This window comes from Sulfuricurvum sp. (genome assembly GCF_023229695.1).
In the GTDB taxonomy this organism is placed as follows: domain Bacteria; phylum Campylobacterota; class Campylobacteria; order Campylobacterales; family Sulfurimonadaceae; genus Sulfuricurvum.
In genome coordinates, this window is record NZ_JALNYS010000008.1 from 92,468 (window position 1) to 108,375 (window position 15,908).

The 15,908-nt window shown below is 46.9% G+C and carries 18 protein-coding genes; 14 read left to right on the forward strand and 4 right to left on the reverse strand.

Going from position 1 to position 15,908, the window contains the following annotated elements:
• Positions 1-13: 13 nt before the first annotated feature.
• A complete protein-coding gene (locus tag M0P91_RS07245; protein WP_295066096.1) occupies positions 14-2,110 on the reverse strand; it encodes an EAL domain-containing protein in 2,097 nt (698 codons plus the stop codon).
• 1 nt (position 2,111) lies between these two features.
• Positions 2,112-3,599: an extracellular solute-binding protein gene (locus M0P91_RS07250; RefSeq protein ID WP_295066097.1), complete on the reverse strand. Its 1,488-nt coding sequence runs from the start codon at positions 3,597-3,599 to the stop codon at positions 2,112-2,114.
• 233 nt (positions 3,600-3,832) lie between these two features.
• Between M0P91_RS07250 and M0P91_RS07255 the strand changes: the two genes are divergently transcribed.
• The 9 genes from M0P91_RS07255 to M0P91_RS07295 all read left to right on the forward strand — a co-directional run bounded on the left by M0P91_RS07255 (position 3,833) and on the right by M0P91_RS07295 (position 9,867).
• Positions 3,833-4,336, forward strand: a complete 504-nt coding sequence (locus M0P91_RS07255) for a 3-isopropylmalate dehydratase small subunit (protein ID WP_295066098.1) — start codon at positions 3,833-3,835, stop codon at positions 4,334-4,336.
• Between the two features lie 2 nt (positions 4,337-4,338).
• Positions 4,339-5,415, forward strand: a complete 1,077-nt coding sequence (gene leuB / locus M0P91_RS07260) for a 3-isopropylmalate dehydrogenase (RefSeq protein ID WP_295066099.1) — start codon at positions 4,339-4,341, stop codon at positions 5,413-5,415.
• Positions 5,403-5,651: a tetratricopeptide repeat protein gene (locus M0P91_RS07265; RefSeq protein WP_295066100.1), complete on the forward strand. Its 249-nt coding sequence runs from the start codon at positions 5,403-5,405 to the stop codon at positions 5,649-5,651. Before leuB ends, M0P91_RS07265 begins: the two co-directional genes overlap by 13 nt.
• The gene (locus tag M0P91_RS07270; protein WP_295066101.1) at positions 5,642-5,974 is read left to right on the forward strand and encodes a hypothetical protein; all 333 of its coding nucleotides are present in this window, start codon (positions 5,642-5,644) and stop codon (positions 5,972-5,974) included. The genes M0P91_RS07265 and M0P91_RS07270 overlap by 10 nt, the downstream gene beginning before the upstream one ends.
• Positions 5,975-5,984: 10 nt before the next feature.
• Positions 5,985-6,824, forward strand: coding sequence for a formyltetrahydrofolate deformylase (purU, locus tag M0P91_RS07275; protein ID WP_295066102.1), 840 nt, complete (start codon positions 5,985-5,987; stop codon positions 6,822-6,824).
• Complete coding sequence (locus tag M0P91_RS07280) at positions 6,825-7,295, forward strand: tRNA (cytidine(34)-2'-O)-methyltransferase (RefSeq protein WP_295066103.1); 471 nt, start codon at positions 6,825-6,827, stop codon at positions 7,293-7,295. It abuts the gene before it with no gap.
• Positions 7,295-7,447, forward strand: a complete 153-nt coding sequence (locus M0P91_RS07285; RefSeq protein WP_295066104.1) for a hypothetical protein — start codon at positions 7,295-7,297, stop codon at positions 7,445-7,447. The genes M0P91_RS07280 and M0P91_RS07285 overlap by 1 nt, the downstream gene beginning before the upstream one ends.
• A 232-nt stretch (positions 7,448-7,679) precedes the next feature.
• Entirely contained in the window at positions 7,680-8,339 is a 660-nt protein-coding gene (locus M0P91_RS07290) for a LexA family transcriptional regulator (RefSeq protein ID WP_295066105.1), read from the forward strand.
• A gap of 61 nt (positions 8,340-8,400) precedes the next feature.
• Positions 8,401-9,867, forward strand: a complete 1,467-nt coding sequence (locus tag M0P91_RS07295; RefSeq protein WP_295066106.1) for an SH3 domain-containing protein — start codon at positions 8,401-8,403, stop codon at positions 9,865-9,867.
• On the opposite strand, the gene M0P91_RS07300 is transcribed toward M0P91_RS07295, so the two are convergent.
• On the reverse strand, positions 9,857-10,162 hold the full coding sequence (locus M0P91_RS07300) for a hypothetical protein (protein ID WP_295066107.1): 306 nt from the start codon (positions 10,160-10,162) through the stop codon (positions 9,857-9,859). The two genes, M0P91_RS07295 and M0P91_RS07300, sit on opposite strands and share 11 nt — an antisense overlap.
• 138 nt (positions 10,163-10,300) lie before the next feature.
• Positions 10,301-11,500, reverse strand: coding sequence for a tetrahydrodipicolinate N-succinyltransferase N-terminal domain-containing protein (locus M0P91_RS07305; protein WP_295066108.1), 1,200 nt, complete (start codon positions 11,498-11,500; stop codon positions 10,301-10,303).
• 153 nt (positions 11,501-11,653) lie between these two features.
• On the opposite strand from M0P91_RS07305, the gene mnmH reads away from it, so the two are divergent.
• The 5 genes from mnmH to M0P91_RS07330 all read left to right on the forward strand — a co-directional run bounded on the left by mnmH (position 11,654) and on the right by M0P91_RS07330 (position 15,824).
• On the forward strand, positions 11,654-12,664 hold the full coding sequence (gene mnmH / locus M0P91_RS07310) for a tRNA 2-selenouridine(34) synthase MnmH (protein WP_295066109.1): 1,011 nt from the start codon (positions 11,654-11,656) through the stop codon (positions 12,662-12,664).
• A 127-nt stretch (positions 12,665-12,791) separates the two neighbouring features.
• The gene (gene selD, locus M0P91_RS07315) at positions 12,792-13,826 is read left to right on the forward strand and encodes a selenide, water dikinase SelD (protein ID WP_295066138.1); all 1,035 of its coding nucleotides are present in this window, start codon (positions 12,792-12,794) and stop codon (positions 13,824-13,826) included.
• Positions 13,827-13,873: 47 nt separating this feature from the next.
• Positions 13,874-14,965, forward strand: coding sequence for a transglutaminase family protein (locus M0P91_RS07320; RefSeq protein ID WP_295066110.1), 1,092 nt, complete (start codon positions 13,874-13,876; stop codon positions 14,963-14,965).
• Complete coding sequence (locus M0P91_RS07325; RefSeq protein ID WP_295066111.1) at positions 14,962-15,573, forward strand: mercuric transporter MerT family protein; 612 nt, start codon at positions 14,962-14,964, stop codon at positions 15,571-15,573. Before M0P91_RS07320 ends, M0P91_RS07325 begins: the two co-directional genes overlap by 4 nt.
• On the forward strand, positions 15,561-15,824 hold the full coding sequence (locus tag M0P91_RS07330) for a heavy metal-associated domain-containing protein (RefSeq protein ID WP_295066112.1): 264 nt from the start codon (positions 15,561-15,563) through the stop codon (positions 15,822-15,824). The genes M0P91_RS07325 and M0P91_RS07330 overlap by 13 nt, the downstream gene beginning before the upstream one ends.
• Positions 15,825-15,908 lie beyond the last annotated feature (84 nt).

Here is a 15,908-nt window from a genome sequence, read left to right on the forward strand (position 1 = left end):
CTTTTGAGCAGGGTTAATCGTACGGTTTCTCCTTCTCTTCACTTTTTTCCCCTTTGTTGCCCCCCCATGGAGAGTCTAACAACGCCGGTATTTGCGAAGCAAGAAGCGGTCTAAAATAATAGTACCCCTGAGCGATTGGACACCCCTCTTGAAGTAAAAACTTCCCTTGTGCTTCGGTTTCAATCCCCTCCGCTACGATTTTAAGTTGCAGCCCTTTGCAAAGGTGGATAATGGATTTGACGATTTCACCGTCTGCCTGATTATAGGGGAGATTATCGACAAACGATTTATCGATTTTGAGTTTATTGATGGGTAGATTTTTCAGATAGGCCAACGAGGAGTATCCGGTACCGAAATCGTCAATGGCCAATTTCAAACCGCTCTCAGAAAGCTGTGTGAGGATATTTTTAGAATATTCCGGGTTGTTCATAATAATACTTTCGGTCAATTCAAGTTCAATCCAATCGGGATTGCATCGGTATTGTTTCAAGAGAGCGGGGACCACTTTTTCCAAATTACCGTGGATCAGCTGTTTGGCTGAAATATTGACGGCAATGTATCCCGGATTCAGCCCTTGAGATCTCCATTGCATCATTTGTCGGCACGCCTCTTCGAGGATCCATTCACCGATTTCGATAATCAAACCGGTCTCTTCGGCAATCGGAATAAATTTAAGAGGCGAGATCAGCCCGATCTCCGGATTATTCCATCGTATCAGGGCTTCAAATCCGATGATTTCTCCGCGTGACATATCCACCTGCGGCTGATAATAGAGGATCAATTCATCATGGGAGAGTGCTTTGCGTAAACTGTTTTCGAGTGTTAACCGTTCATAAACCCGCTGCGTCATCTCCTGCGTGTAAAACTTATAGGTATTTTTCCCTTCTGCTTTCGCCTGATACATGGCCGAATCGGCATTACGAAGCAACTCCTCGGCATTATGGGCGTCTTTTGGAAAAAAGCTGGCTCCTGCGCTGCACGTGATAAAAATTTCATAACTATCAATCATTAACGGATCACTTAGCATTTTCAAGAACCGTTTGATAATCACTTCCGTATCGTGAAAATTCTGAGCATTTTCAACGATAATGGCAAATTCATCCCCGCCGAATCGGGCAATGGACTCCTTTCCGATGGCTTCATTGAGCCGGATCGCAACCTCTTGCAAAACGCGGTCCCCGATACTGTGTCCGAAAGAGTCATTGATCTCTTTAAATCGGTCTAAATCGATAAACCACACGGCAAACGGTTCAGATGTATCCTTATGGCGTCCGATCAGCTGCGTCAGTTTCTCTACAAAATGGAGCCGATTCGGTATATCCGTCAAAGAGTCATAGTGGGCGGAATACTCCAGAATATCTCTTTGCGATACCAGTATTTTTTGTTTCTCTTCGAGTTCGGCAAGGGCAATTCTCAGGTTGACCTGTATCCCCAGCAAATTGTTCTCCGCTTTTTTAATCGTTCGAGAGACGATATACGCCAAAACGATGAGGAGTAAAAAAGTGATAGCGATGACCCATATGATCATCAATTTTGCTTCGGCGATATGTTTGTCCGCTTGTGAAGTGTTATTGAACTGAAAGGTGTAGAGTTCATCCAGTAAAAAATCTTCATATTGTTTCAGATAAGCGATATTATTGTTCAAATCCCGTATCTTGATATAATATACACTGTTCTCGTTGGCGTTCAGACCTTCCCCCAAACGTCTTAAGAGTGATTTTTCCATCATATTTTGTTTGGAAAAATTTTCATCTTTCAACAGAATTTCTATTTTTTCAAGTTCTGACAACACGATATTTCGAAATTGAAACCACTCTTTTTTATCTCCGATTGAAGGGGTTAACACAGCAAAGCGTTTATTGAACTCCTCTTTGGATTGGATGAGCGTATGGGTCTGTTTTTCCAGATCTGAGGTGGTCAGGAGCCGTTCCGTATCGTATTTCAGAACAAACAGGGCTTCATACGCCGATTTGCTCAACTGTTGATCGGCGATGATCTGTTCATAATCGCGCAGCAGCAACAGTAACAAGGTGCCAACGGCAATAGAGCCCCCCAATATGGCTGCAAAACTGAAATTGGCGATTTTCCGAAGCGTTAGGGTGTTGAACATATTAGTTGAGTGAGGATTTATAAAAGGCGCTTTGTTTTCGGCGCCCCATTTTATCCGTAATGTTTTCCCATTTTTCAGCAGCACGGTTGAGTGCTTCTTGCGGTGTCAGCTCTCCCATTACCGCTTTGTAGGCGTAGCTGTCGATCGCTTGGTAATATTCTCCGGCCCCCGGTATCGTAATGTCGTAAACAACATTCGGATTGGAGAGCGAAACGGTGATCGCATCGAGATACGCTTTGGCCGACGGTGTTGAAAAACCGGCACGGTTCCATGCGGAGGGGTCATTGAAATGGGAATAGCGGGAGGGATTGACGGCCGTACCGTTCGTTGCCGTCAGCACTTTTGTCATCTGCTTCGAAGTCATGTGCGCCGCAAAGGCAAACGCAAGCTCTTTGTTTTTAGAATCTTTATTCACTAGGAACATCCAGTTTCCGCTGATGGACGAGACACGGTTCGGACGCTTTTCCCATGTAAAGGTTTTCGAATTGTATACCGTATCGGAGCCCGGTATCTGAGCATAGCCGACTTTCTCTTTGACAATCGAAACGGGCGAGTTGGCGGCAAAAATACCCATGTCTGCCCAATCCATTGCCATTGCCACTTCCCCGGAGACGAAACTGTTACGGACGTCATGCCCTGCAAAACTTGCCATACCCGGAGGGCCGAAACGGATAAAATCGACATAATCATTCAGGGCTTTGACGAATGCGGGATTGTTGATACGCGGCTTCATCGTTTCCGGATCGAAATAATAGGCTTTGTCGTCGGGATGCTTCGCATACGCGGCAGCTTGTGCCAAAAACTGAAGCATGGAGATATCATTTTTGACCCTGAGCCCGGCCATTCCATACTCGATTTTACCGTCTCCGTCCCAATCCCATCCGTTAAAAAATTCGGCGACCTCTCTGAATGCTTTCCAGGTTGCGGGAGGGGCCAGAGGATATCCGTATCGATCTTGAAAAGCGGATCGATTCTTTGGATTTTCAAAAATATCTTTTCGATAATAAAGATTGATACAATCGCCGTCATAAGGGAGTCCGTAAGCTTTGCCGTTCCAGGATAAAACGCTATTGCGGTAAATGGGTAAAACGTCTTCCCAGTCAATCTCCTTTTTGATCGCTTCGGGGATGGGTTCAATGTGGTTATTTCCCAATAAAGTTCCGTTCCACATTGAGATAACGACAAAAATATCATAATTCAGATTTGGATCCTTTAGGGATTGATCGATTTTTTCGATGGTTTCATTCCAACTCGGGGTGACAACGCGAACTTTCCCCCCCGTTTTTTTCTCAAAAGCTCCGATTTCATCCAAAATCGGCCCTCGGATCAATCTCGCTTCCAGAGTCGGCACAATAAGGACAATGGATTGCCCTTCATACGGTTTTTTGACCGAAGAGGGTGACCCCTTCTCCGTCTCTTTCGTAGAATCGCATCCCGTTAAAAAAAAGAGGGCACTGACCAAACCGATCATAACGACAGCAATCTTCATCCTCGTTGGTAGCTCCGATACTTATAATTTCATTAAAAGAATAAAATATTCTGAAAAATATACTAAACACGTAGAATATAATAGAGGTGATTTTGTTTACCTTAACAAATTCAAAACAAAGATCTTAGATCACGCTATTTGGTAAACGCAACCAAAGGAGGAGCCGCGCTTTAAAACTCTTTCAACTCTTATAGGCTATAATCCCTTTAATTTTACGTACCAGAGGAAGTTTGATGCAAAAAATTGAAGGGAAAGTTTGGAATTTCGGTAAAGATATCGATACCGACCTCATTATTGCCGCCCGTTATCTGAATACTTCGAATCCGCAAGAGCTTGCTAAACACGTCATGGAAGATGCCGATCCGACATTTGTAACCAAAATGGCTCCGGGTGATATTATCGTTGCCGATGAAAACTTCGGATGCGGTTCATCGCGCGAACATGCTCCGATCGCCCTTAAAGCTGCCGGGGTTGCGGCTATTATTGCGCCGACGTTTGCCCGAATTTTTTACCGCAACGCGTTTAATATGGGATTGCCGATTTTTGAGCTTCCGGAGAGTTTGGAAATCAAAGAGGGGGAGAGTGTCAGTATCGATATGGATGCAGGGACAATCACCAATACTACAACGGGCAAACATTATCGCTTTACCCCCATTCCGCCGTTCATGCAAGAGTTGCTGAGTGCCGGGGGATTGATGAACTACGCAAATGCAGAAATTGCCGCACAGGAGAAATAAGGATGAAAAGCTATACGATTGCACTGATCAAAGGGGACGGTATCGGCCCTGAAATTATCGATGAAGCGGTAAAAGTTCTCGATGCCGTGGCCTCGTGCGAAGATATCGAGTTCAATTACAAAGAAGCATTGATGGGGGGGTGCGCTTTTGATGCAACAGGCGATCCGCTCCCCCAAGAGACCATCGATATTTCATTGAGCAGCGACGCCGTCTTATTCGGTGCCATCGGCGGCCAAAAATGGGACACCCTCCCCAGAGAAAAACGTCCGGAAAGCGGTTTGCTCCGTTTCCGTAAAGAGCTCGGCGTATTTGCGAATCTCCGTCCGGCAACCGTATATGACGAACTAATCAATGCCAGTTCATTGAAACCTGAGATCGTTAAAGGGGTCGATTTGATGGTGGTACGTGAGCTTATCGGCGGCATCTATTTCGGTGAGCCCAAGGGGCGCGACGAAAACAAGGGATGGAACACGATGGTCTACAGCCGTGACGAAGTGATCCGGATTGCTCACGTAGCCTTTAAAATTGCGATGGAGCGCTCCAAGCGTGTGTGCTCCGTCGATAAAGCCAATGTCCTAGACGTAAGCCAGTTATGGCGCGAAGTGGTTGAAGAGGTGGCAAAAGAGTATCCGGAAGTGGAACTCAGCCACATGTACGTCGATAATGCGGCCATGCAGCTGATCCGTGATCCGAAACAGTTTGACGTCATTCTGACCGGGAATATTTTCGGAGATATTTTGAGCGATGAAGCCAGTATGCTTTCGGGTTCGATCGGTCTGCTTCCGTCCGCTTCGGTCGGTTCCGCGATCGGTGTATACGAACCGATTCACGGTTCAGCTCCCGACATCGCGGGGCAGGGGATCGCCAATCCGATTGCGACCATCGCCAGCGCATCGATGATGCTCCGGTTTGCATTGAATGAGCATCGCGCTGCTGACCGTATTGATTACGGTATCAAACAAGCGCTGGCTGAGGGGTATCGCACAAAAGACATCGGCAATTTTGATGCCAAAGAGATCTGCTCTACCAGTGAAATGGGTTCAATTATCGCTAATTTTGCTGCAAAATGCAAACTCTAACCCTTGCCAATATTTATGAACTTCAGGGGCTTAAAGAAGATGCCCTTGAAATTTACAAAGAGATTTTAAAAAAAGACCCCAGTAATACCGATGCAAAAATTGCGGTGCGCCGCCTTTCGGGGATGCGGAAAAAATTTCTCGGGGTCAATAACGAAATGAAAGCTTTTTTTGTCCAAATGGATGATGAAGCCGAGTTTATTCAATTTGAAAGGTGGTTGATGCGCGCATGGAATTAAAAGATGTCATTTTATCTACATTAGCCGAAATCGAAGAGATCACGACCGCTCCCGAACCGATTGAATCCCCCATATTCGTCAAAAAAGATGAGCCTCTAGCGTATCGTCATGAAAAAGAAGAGATATTCACCGAACCCGAGCCGCACGTACGGGATGATGAAGCACGGATGCTTGAAGGGATACGGGAACGGTTGCTTGTTTTGTTTGAAGGGTTTCAGTCTCCTAATAATGTTCAGATTGAAGCCAAAGTCGATTTGACACTGAATTTTTTTGAATACCTTTTAGCGACCATCGACAACCGATTAGATACCATTAAAAAGTGATGATTGACGCATGAATGAACAATACCGGATACTGATCCATTGCAATGATGAAAAAGGGCTCGTTTATAAAGTATCGAGTATCTTATTTCACCGGAATCTCAATATTATCTCGAATAACGAATTTGTGGACAAAGGGCAAAATAAATTTTTTATGCGCAGTGTCGTCGCCGGTGAAATCGATCCCGACGCCCTTCGAAACGAGCTTGCCGCCGCACTGCCAAGCGGTGCTAATCTGGAGGTGATCGTCCCCCGTAAAAAACGGATTGTCCTGATGGCTACAAAAGAGTCCCATGCCCTCGGTGATATTTTGATCCGTTACGAAGCGGGAGAGCTGGACGCGATTATCGTAGGGGTCGTCTCGAATTACGATCTTCTTGAGCCGCTGGTCACCAAATTCGATATTCCGTTTTATACCGTCTCGCATGTAGGGTGCGACCGCGATGAACATGAACGGCGGGTATTGGAACAGCTCTCTTTATTCGGTGAAATCGATTATATTGTCTTGGCCAAATACATGCGTATCTTGACGCCGCGCTTTGTCGAAGCGTATGAAGATAAAATCATTAATATCCATCACTCGTTTCTCCCTGCATTTATCGGTGCCAATCCGTATAAACAAGCGTATGAGAGGGGGGTGAAGATTATCGGTGCCACCGCCCATTTTGTCAATAACCATTTGGACGAAGGTCCGATTATCGCGCAAGACGTTATCCATGTCAATCATGCCTACGGATGGGAAGAGATGCAGCGTTCGGGACGCGATGTCGAAAAAATCGTCCTCTCCAAAGCATTGAAATTGGCACTCGAAGACCGGATTTTTGTCCACACCAATAAAACGATAATTTTTTAAATGTTTCATATTGTTTTAGTTCATCCCCAAATCCCGAACAATACCGGAGCAATCGGTCGCCTTTGCGTCAATACCGGCTCCTCGTTGCATCTTATCAAACCCATCGGTTTTGATATCGATGAAAAAGCGGTGCGACGCGCCGGACTTGATTATTGGCATAAAATCGATTTGCATGTGTGGGAGAATCTTGAAGCGTTTTTTCAAGCACATCCTCCAAGCAAAAAATGCTATTTTGCCACGACAAAAACCGATACCCCTTATTTCCAGATGCCGTTTGCTCCGGGAGATTATCTCTTTTTCGGAAGCGAAACGGCCGGTATACCGGCTGAAGTGCTGCAACAGTTCCCCGATCAGTGCATGACGATCCCCATGACGAGAGAGGGGCGCAGCCTCAATCTCGCCATCAGTACCGGCATCATCGTGTATGAAGCGATCAAGCAAAATTTTGAAACCTACAAAGAGGAGATGTAATGCTACAGATACTCGATTCCCTTATGCTCCTTTTATTTGTCCTTTTCCTCATCTATATTTTTCGGGGATATCACCTCTCCAAACGTAAACAAGACGCAAAGGATACGACGGATAGTTCCAATCCATCCGATAACAGCGGGGAGAAAAGTTAAAAAAGCTTTTCCGCCCACTCTTCCATTTTCGATTCAAATCTCTCCATCCAGCCATTTGCTCTACGAATAACCTTTGCCATTGCACGCTCCTTTTTGGTTTTCTCTTTTTATATGTGACAAATCGTATAGAAAATGGTGCGATAGAGAAAAAAATATTTCATTTTGACATATTAAAGCCAATTATGTGTCATAATTCCTACAATACCCTATCCATACGAAGGAGGAGTGAACGATGAAAACATTTTCCGATATCGTCGAGACGATTAAAGATATCGTTTCCGGAGAATTTCCGGATAAAAAAGTTTTTGATAAAGATATTGCTGAATTATTGGAAATTTCACAAATGAATTTTGCAACGATGAAAAAACGCAATAAAATTCCTTTTACCGAGTTGCTCGATTTTTGTGCCAAACGTTCCATTGCGATCAACTGGCTTTTGTACAACCAATCCCCCGAAAGTTTGATTGAACCGACGAATCGCTTTTACATGGTCCGATATTTTTCGTCGGTCAATGCTTCAGCCGGAGGCGGTGCCGAAAACGATGAACTGGAGTTCCAGCCGTTAATGCTGGAAGAAAGTTTTGTCCTCTCATTGGGGGGCGAACGGGAACTGCGCAACATCGAAGCGATTAATGTCAGCGGTGATTCGATGGAACCCTCATTCAGTTACAGCGATATCGTTTTTGTCAACCGATCGAAATGCGATGTCAGCCGTGGCGGAATCTTTACGATACGTACCGAACACGGCCTTTTTATTAAAAGAGTACAAGTGCGGATTGATGGTAAACTGGATATTATTTCGGATAATAAAGACTATCCCGTCTACGTCGCGCGTAAAGATGAAGTAGAAATCATCGGCCGTGTCGTAGGACGTTTTGGCGGTGTGGAATAGGGTATCGTACCGCTCGTATCCTATCGTCTTAGTTGTTGTTGAATATGCCCATAACGGATGAATGGAAAATATGCTGTATAAAATTGGAATCGTAGGAATTCTGGTATGGTTTGGCGGATGTGCTCAGATCGAGTCGCCGAAAGAGAAAGAGCCCCGTGTTGCTTTGCCGCCGGCCCCTTTTTGCAAAGAGAATAATGTAACCGAAGAGTTACTTTTGCAGGAAATGGAGATCGATCTCCCCGAAGTGACCAAAAAGGTAAGCGATCTTGAGTATTATCCGCAGAGTATTGAACCTTATGTGATGCACAACGACTTTAATCAGACGGAACCCTACCCGATTCAGAAACATTTCGAAGAGAACTATTACCGTCCCTGGTCGTATACCGCCGCATCCATCTGTACACAGGATGTACAATGGCCGATTCGCGCTTTTCAGGGGGGGTATGGCAGTAATCTAAAACCGATCGATCCGCAATGGCTCAATGAGATGTCGGTACAAAGCAATTTTCAGGCCTATTCTACCGTTAATCAGTATGCCCTGACGACCAAATGGATGAATCTTCGGACGTTTCCGACCCACAAACCTCTCTACCGCAATCCGGCTCTTCCGGGAGAGGGGTTTCCGTTCGATCTGCTCCAAAACAGCAGTGTTGCGTTTAATGAACCCCTCTTTATTTCCCACTATTCTCAAGACGGAGGGTGGGCCTATGTTTTTACGAATAATGCGTCCGGATGGGTAGAGAGCAACGGAATTATTCCGGTTACGGCCGCGCAAATCCAATCGATACGGGAAAAACCCAAAGTTTTTATGACGGAAGACAAGGTCCCGCTCTACGATAAAAACAACCGCTTTATCGTCTATTCGCGGGTGGGGATGCTCCTCCCGTTATTGCGAGAAGACGATCACTATTTTTATCTCCTCTTTTTTTATCCTGACGGCAATCGCGGCGAGCTCACCGTTGCGAAACATTCGGCACACGTCGGATTTCATTTATTCAATAAAGAGGATATCATCAAAATAGGGACGCAAATGTTGCGCAATACCTACGGATGGGGCGGCATGTTTGAAGAGCGCGATTGTTCCTCTATGATTCGTGAAATGTTCACCCCTTTTGGGATCTGGCTGCCAAGAAATTCAGCGTCACAGGCTAAAAAAGGGGAAGTTATCTCCCTGAAGGAACTAAACAATAGCCAAAAAATCGCTCTTATTAAAGAACGTGGGGTCCCTTTTGAAACGATTCTGTACAAAAAAGGGCATGTGTTGCTTTATATCGGAACGCTAAACGATACCGTCATGGTGATGCATAATATCTGGGGAATCCGTACCATCGATCCAAACGGGAAAAAAGGGAGAGTTATTATCGGTAAGGCGGTGATCAGCACTCTTGAATTGGGTTCAGACGTAGAAAGCTTTGACCGCAATACCATGCTGCTGACATCGCTTCTCAGTATGAATATCTTTACCAAAGAGCCCGCTCTCCCCCCCATCGTACTGGCAAAGAAGAAGGGTAAGCGGGTTAAGCTTTAATATCCAATAAAGAGCCCATCACATTATTCTGGGTCTGAATTGCTTTTACATTGGCTTCATTGATGTTCTGTATCATCATTTGATCGGTGAGCTCTTTGGTCAAATTGGTTTGAGACTGCGCCGATCCATTATCGGTTGCCAACGTTGTGTCGGCTTTTGTTCCGCCGTCTTTGGTTTCATTGACGGTTGTATTTCGCGGTACGTAATTATCGGTATTGACATTCGCTACGTTCGCGGCACTGTTATTCATGTACGTCTGATTTGAAAGCATCGAAGAGACATTTGAACTAATCATAATGAACCCCTTTTTTTTAATACCTGATGTTATGCACTTTCTAGGCAAAGCCCAGAACCTATTAAGGCAAGGCGCGTAAGACCAGTTAATATCTAAAGTATAAGCTCCACTCCCTTAAAAGGGAGTATCAGAAATAAATTAGTGAAGATCGGCGTTCAGTTTGACTTCACGCGTAGATCGACGGGCCAAAAGGGCTCCGTTTTGGGAATCTTGACGGAAATGGAGCCCGTTAAGAGCGGAGAGTTCCGAACCTTTAAACGTATCGCTCTCTTTTAATTGAACGTCCGGATTTGCGGCCTGAATCAATGCCAACTGATCCGGGGCAATTGAAATTTTTGTCCCTGCGAGAATTGCGATTCCGGCGTCAAGGATACATCCGTCACCCAACGGGATACCGCATACACTGTTTGCCCCCAGCAAAGAGTTCTTACCGATGGTAATCGGGTTGCCGTCGGTGCCGCTGAGAACTCCGAGAATGGATGCTCCCCCGCCCACATCGGAACCGTCACCGACAACCGCTGAACTCGAAATTCGCCCCTCTACCATACTGACTCCGGTCGTTCCCGCGTTGAAATTGATATAGCTTGCTCCGGGCATAACGGTTGTACCGGCATGCAGCTGTGCACCGAAACGGACTTTTGAATCATCCAGAATTCGGGTATTGTTGGCAGGGATAATGTGTTGCAGGAAGCGGGGAAATTTATCGACGAAATCGATTTTCGGGTATTCATCGGCAAATTTCAGTTCGATCTCATTGGCCCGCAACCACTCCAGTTCGATCGGTTGCCCATCAGACCATGCTACGTTGGTCAATGCACCGAATGCGCCGTTGAGATTTAAAGAGCGCAAAGGCGCTTTGGAAGTGGAGAGGGCATACAATTTCAAATAGGTCGCCTCAGCGCTGACGCACGGTGCATCGGCGAAAATAAAGACCAAACGAAATTCCCCCTCACGCATACCGTACTCTTTGATCCGGGTGTAAAGGGCTGAAACAACCTGAATATTTTTATGTGCCTCTCCGTACGCTTCATCGGAATAGGGGGTGAATGCGTTCAGACACCCCTCCAAAAATTTCAAAGTGACCGGAACGATCACTTCATTGGCGGTAAAATCGATCGTGAATCCCTGTTCCTGTGCGCTTTTGATAAAAATTGCGGCACTCCCGAAATTTTCATTCCAGTTGATATGGGGGTAGGTCGCTTGAAGAACCTTATCCGAATTGAGTTGTCCGACATCGACACGACAAATTCCGAATCCAAGAGGATTTTTGTACCCACTGCTGTTTTGAATCTCTTGTACACAGGCTTTAAATGAAGTTTCAGTCTCTAAAATTTCCATACGTTACTCTCTCTTGACAAAATTTAGTGTGGAATCTTATCATAAATTCAGCAGTGCTTTATCCACAAAGCCGAAGGTGTAACCGGAGTGTTAGGTGTTCCGTGGTAAGATTTGCATTATCTCTATTACAGAACGGTTCCCTAAAATTAAAGCATGATTCAAACGATACCCATCGAAAAATTTCTTGATACCTTCAATGGTTATGATCTGATCATTGATGCCCGCAGCCCGCGTGAATTCGGAGAATCGCATATCCCGAACGCCAAAAACTTTTACGCTCTGAATGATGAAGAGCATCACGAAGTGGGGAGCGTGTACAAGCAAAAAACCCCTTTTGAAGCACGGGTACTCGGGGCATCTTATGTCTGTGGCAATGCCGCCCGTCATATCCATGACATCTATCCCTCCTTCACCCCGAATTCAAAAATAGCGATCTATTGTGCCCGTGGCGGGATGCGTTCTTCATCGTTGGGGATTATCCTCTCAAGTATAGGATATCCGATCGATCGGGTGATCGGGGGATACAAAGCGTATCGGACCTACATCACCCGTTCTCTTGATGCACCCCCCGCCGTGAATTTCATCACCCTCTCCGGAAATACGGGATGCGGCAAAAGTGACCTGCTGCAGGAACTGGAAAATGTCATCGACCTCGAAAAAATGGCAAACCATTACGGCTCCGTATTCGGAGACGTCAACGGGGAACAACCGACCCAAAAAGAGTTTCAAAATCGTCTTGCGCACGCTTTGTTCGGATTGAATCCGGATCAGGGGGCATTTATCGAAGCGGAGAGTAAACGGATCGGGAAAATCAGTTTGCCCGGAGCCCTTTATAAGCAGATGGAAAAAGGGTTCCGTATTGAGATTACCGCCCCGATCGAGCAACGGATAGAACGGATTATGCGGATGTACGATACGATGGATGAGCCGTTTTTTAGCGCACGGATGGAACGAATTTCCCCTTACATCAGCCGTGATGACAGAGCATCCGCTATGGCCGCTTTTGACAATCGCGAACTCGATCGTGTAGCTGAAATTTTATTGACACGCTATTACGATAAGGTCTACAAAATCACCCTCAAGCCGGATATGACACTCTGCAATGATGACCTATTGAAAACCGTTGAAAGCTTAAAAGCCCTTCAATCGGAGCAAAAAATATGAAAGAAAAAATCTCCCTGATAGAGGCAACCGTTTTAGAGAAACATCGACAAAGTCGAACGCTTCGCTTGTTTTGTAGCGCAGCGGCTAGCGGAGGCAAGGGGATTTTATCCCCTTGGCGTTTATCATGATGAACAACAGCGCCCAATTAACCAAATTTGTCCGTGCCTCAGGGTGCGCCGCCAAACTCTCTCCCGGATCGCTTGAAGATGTCACCTGCCATCTGAAATCGTTTCATAAAGATTTGATTGTCGGATTTGAAGGAAACGAAGATGCCGGAGTCTATCGGATCGATCAAAATCTGGCAATCGTACAGACGGTTGATTTTATCACCCCGGTGGTGGACGACCCTTTTATCTACGGACAGATTGCGGCGGCCAATTCACTCAGCGATGTTTTTGCGATGGGCGGCGATCCGAAAACGGCCCTCAACGTTGTGGGGTTCGACGGTAAGAACCAGAATACCGAGGTATTGAACGAGATATTACGCGGCGGGGCGAGCAAGGTGCACGAGTGCGGAGCGGTAATCGTCGGAGGGCATACGATTGAAACTCCCGAGATGATTTATGGCCTCTCGTGTACCGGATTCGTCCATCCGGATGCGATACTGCGAAACAATACGGTGAGGGAAGGGGACCTGATCGTTTTGACAAAACCTCTGGGACTGGGGATTTTGATCACCGCGATCAAAGCCGATCTCTTAGACGATGCAACAACGATGCGCGTAGCGGAAACGATGCGGACCCTCAACTACAAAGCCTCTTTGATCGCACGCGAATTTCATGCCCATGCGTGTACCGATGTGACCGGATTCGGATTTCTGGGGCATCTAAAAGAGATGGGGGGAAAAAACCACACGATCGAAGTGGAAGCGGCAGCGGTCCCCCTCTTTTCTGAAGCTCTTGAAATGGCGGCTATGGGGATTATCCCGGCCGGAAGCTATGCAAACAAAGAGTATCTGGAATCCAAAGTACGCTTTACACGCACTATCGGACCGGATCTGGAGATGATTTTGTTCGACGCGCAGACATCGGGGGGGCTTTTGATCTCGGCAACGGCTGAAAATGCTCGCCGTATTGCGCAACGCTGTATCGAAGAAGGGGTTCCTGCTTCGATTGTCGCGCAGGTAATCACCAAAACGGATGCCGATATTATCGTACGTTGAGCCATCGGCCTTATACAAAATCATTTTGATCTGCCAAAGGGGAGTAAATGGAAAGACGTGAATTTTTAACCAAATCCGCCGTTGCGGGGGCCGTATTGTGTTCCCCCTCTTTTTTAAGCGCCACGGCGGCCCAAACGATTACAGAGAATTCGGCCGTGTATGCGATCGGGTTGCAATGCGATCTCTCTCACTATACCGGTAAAGAGTGCGCGGTGTGGATTCCGATCCCCTCCGATATCACCGGATTTCAACGCATCCTTGAATTCGGGACGAGAACAGATGCCGAGCGTGCTTTTGAAACAGACGCCAACCGCTATGAAGCCCGTACATTTTATGCCCATTGGGACAAAAAGAGTCTCCCTAAGACCCTAGAAATAGCGATGAAGGTGATGCTGAAGGATCGTCAATGCGATTGGAGACGCAAACGGATCTCTCCCGATGCCGTTAACAAAGCGGCTCTCTTTCTGGCACCGACGGCCCATCTGCCGACCGACGGGGCCATTGCGAATGTGGCTAAAAAAATCGTCGGGAATGAAAAAAAGCCTCTCGCAAAAGCGAAGAGAATTTACGATTGGGTTGTGGCTAACAGTTACCGGGATGAGAGCGTGCACGGATGCGGGGTAGGAAGTCCCAATGCAATGCTTGCCGAATTGGAAAAAAACGGACATATGGGGGGGAAATGTCTGGATATGTCGGCGTTGTGCGTCGCATTGATGCGTGCGTCGGGTATTCCCGCACGCGAAGTGTTGGGGATTCGCGTCGGGCCGTCACGGTTTTCTGCCGCATTCGGATCGGGTGAGACTATCACCAAAGCGCAGCACTGCAAGGTGGAATTTTTCATTGCGACGATGGGATGGATACCGTGCGATCCTGCCGATATCACCAAGCTGGTACTCAAAGAGGGGATCGATCGCACCTCACCCCGTGCCCGTGAACTGAGTGAGAAGTTTTTCGGCTTTTGGGAAAACAATTGGCTGGCTCTGAACCATGCGCGTGATTTTGATCTCTACCCCGCCAATGCCCAAGGGATGCTTGATTCGTTCGGTTACCCCTACGGTGAAGTAGACGGCGAATATCTCGATCCGTTTGATCCTGCCGCCTATCGCTATACGATCTCCTCCAAAAAAGGGGTGGAATGATTCTCGATTGTCGTGATATGGATTGTCCCCGGCCGGTATTGGAGACGAAAAAAGCCCTTGATGCACTCCCCGCCGATGCAGTACTGAACGTGGAGGTCAATACCCTCTCAGGGCGTGAAAACTGCAAACGTTTTGCCCTCTCGCAAAAATGTACCTATACCGAAGAGCCTCTGAGTGACGGTGCGACGCGTCTGATCATCGTCAAAGGGATGGGATACCAAGAGCGCCCCCGGGAGGAGAACCCTCTGGACGCAATGATGCAGCAGGAGCGGCGCGGTGCGGTACTGGTCTTGACCGGTGCGCTGGTGACGGCACTCTTATCCGCCTCCTGTTGCCTCGTTCCGACCCTGTTTATGGTTTTCGGGATCTCGTTTGCCGGGATTATCAATGTTGCCGCACTGGAGGGGTACCGGTGGATTTTTACCGCCATTGCGGTCATGATGCTGAGTATCGGCTTTTATCAAATGGTGATCAAAAAGCAGATCGAATGCGACTGCGAACCGAGTCTCACCTCCAAAATTCTGGTGGTTCTCTTTTGGATACTCTTTTTGATCAGCCTTGCCGCACTCTCTTATCCTTATTATGAGGGGTGGATATGGGGAGAATAGCGGCACTCTTAGTCGTATGCACAACGCTCCTTTGCGCAACAGAGTGGACCCTCCGTATCGGAGGGATGCACTGCATCGCCTGTACGCTGGCGGTCAAAAAGGCACTGTTGGGTGTCCCCGGTGTCCAAAAGGCAAAAGTCAATTTTAAAAACGAATCGGCAACCGTGAGCGCCGATGAGAGCGTTACACTGCGGATGATGCAAGATGCCGTGGCGCAAACGGGATATACGGCCAAAGCAATCCTCCCTTAATACCCTTTCGCGTAAGCCCGCCACCCTCCTCACCATCGCCTTTTTGATGAAAATTCGGGAAGGGAGAAAATATTTTGAAAAAAA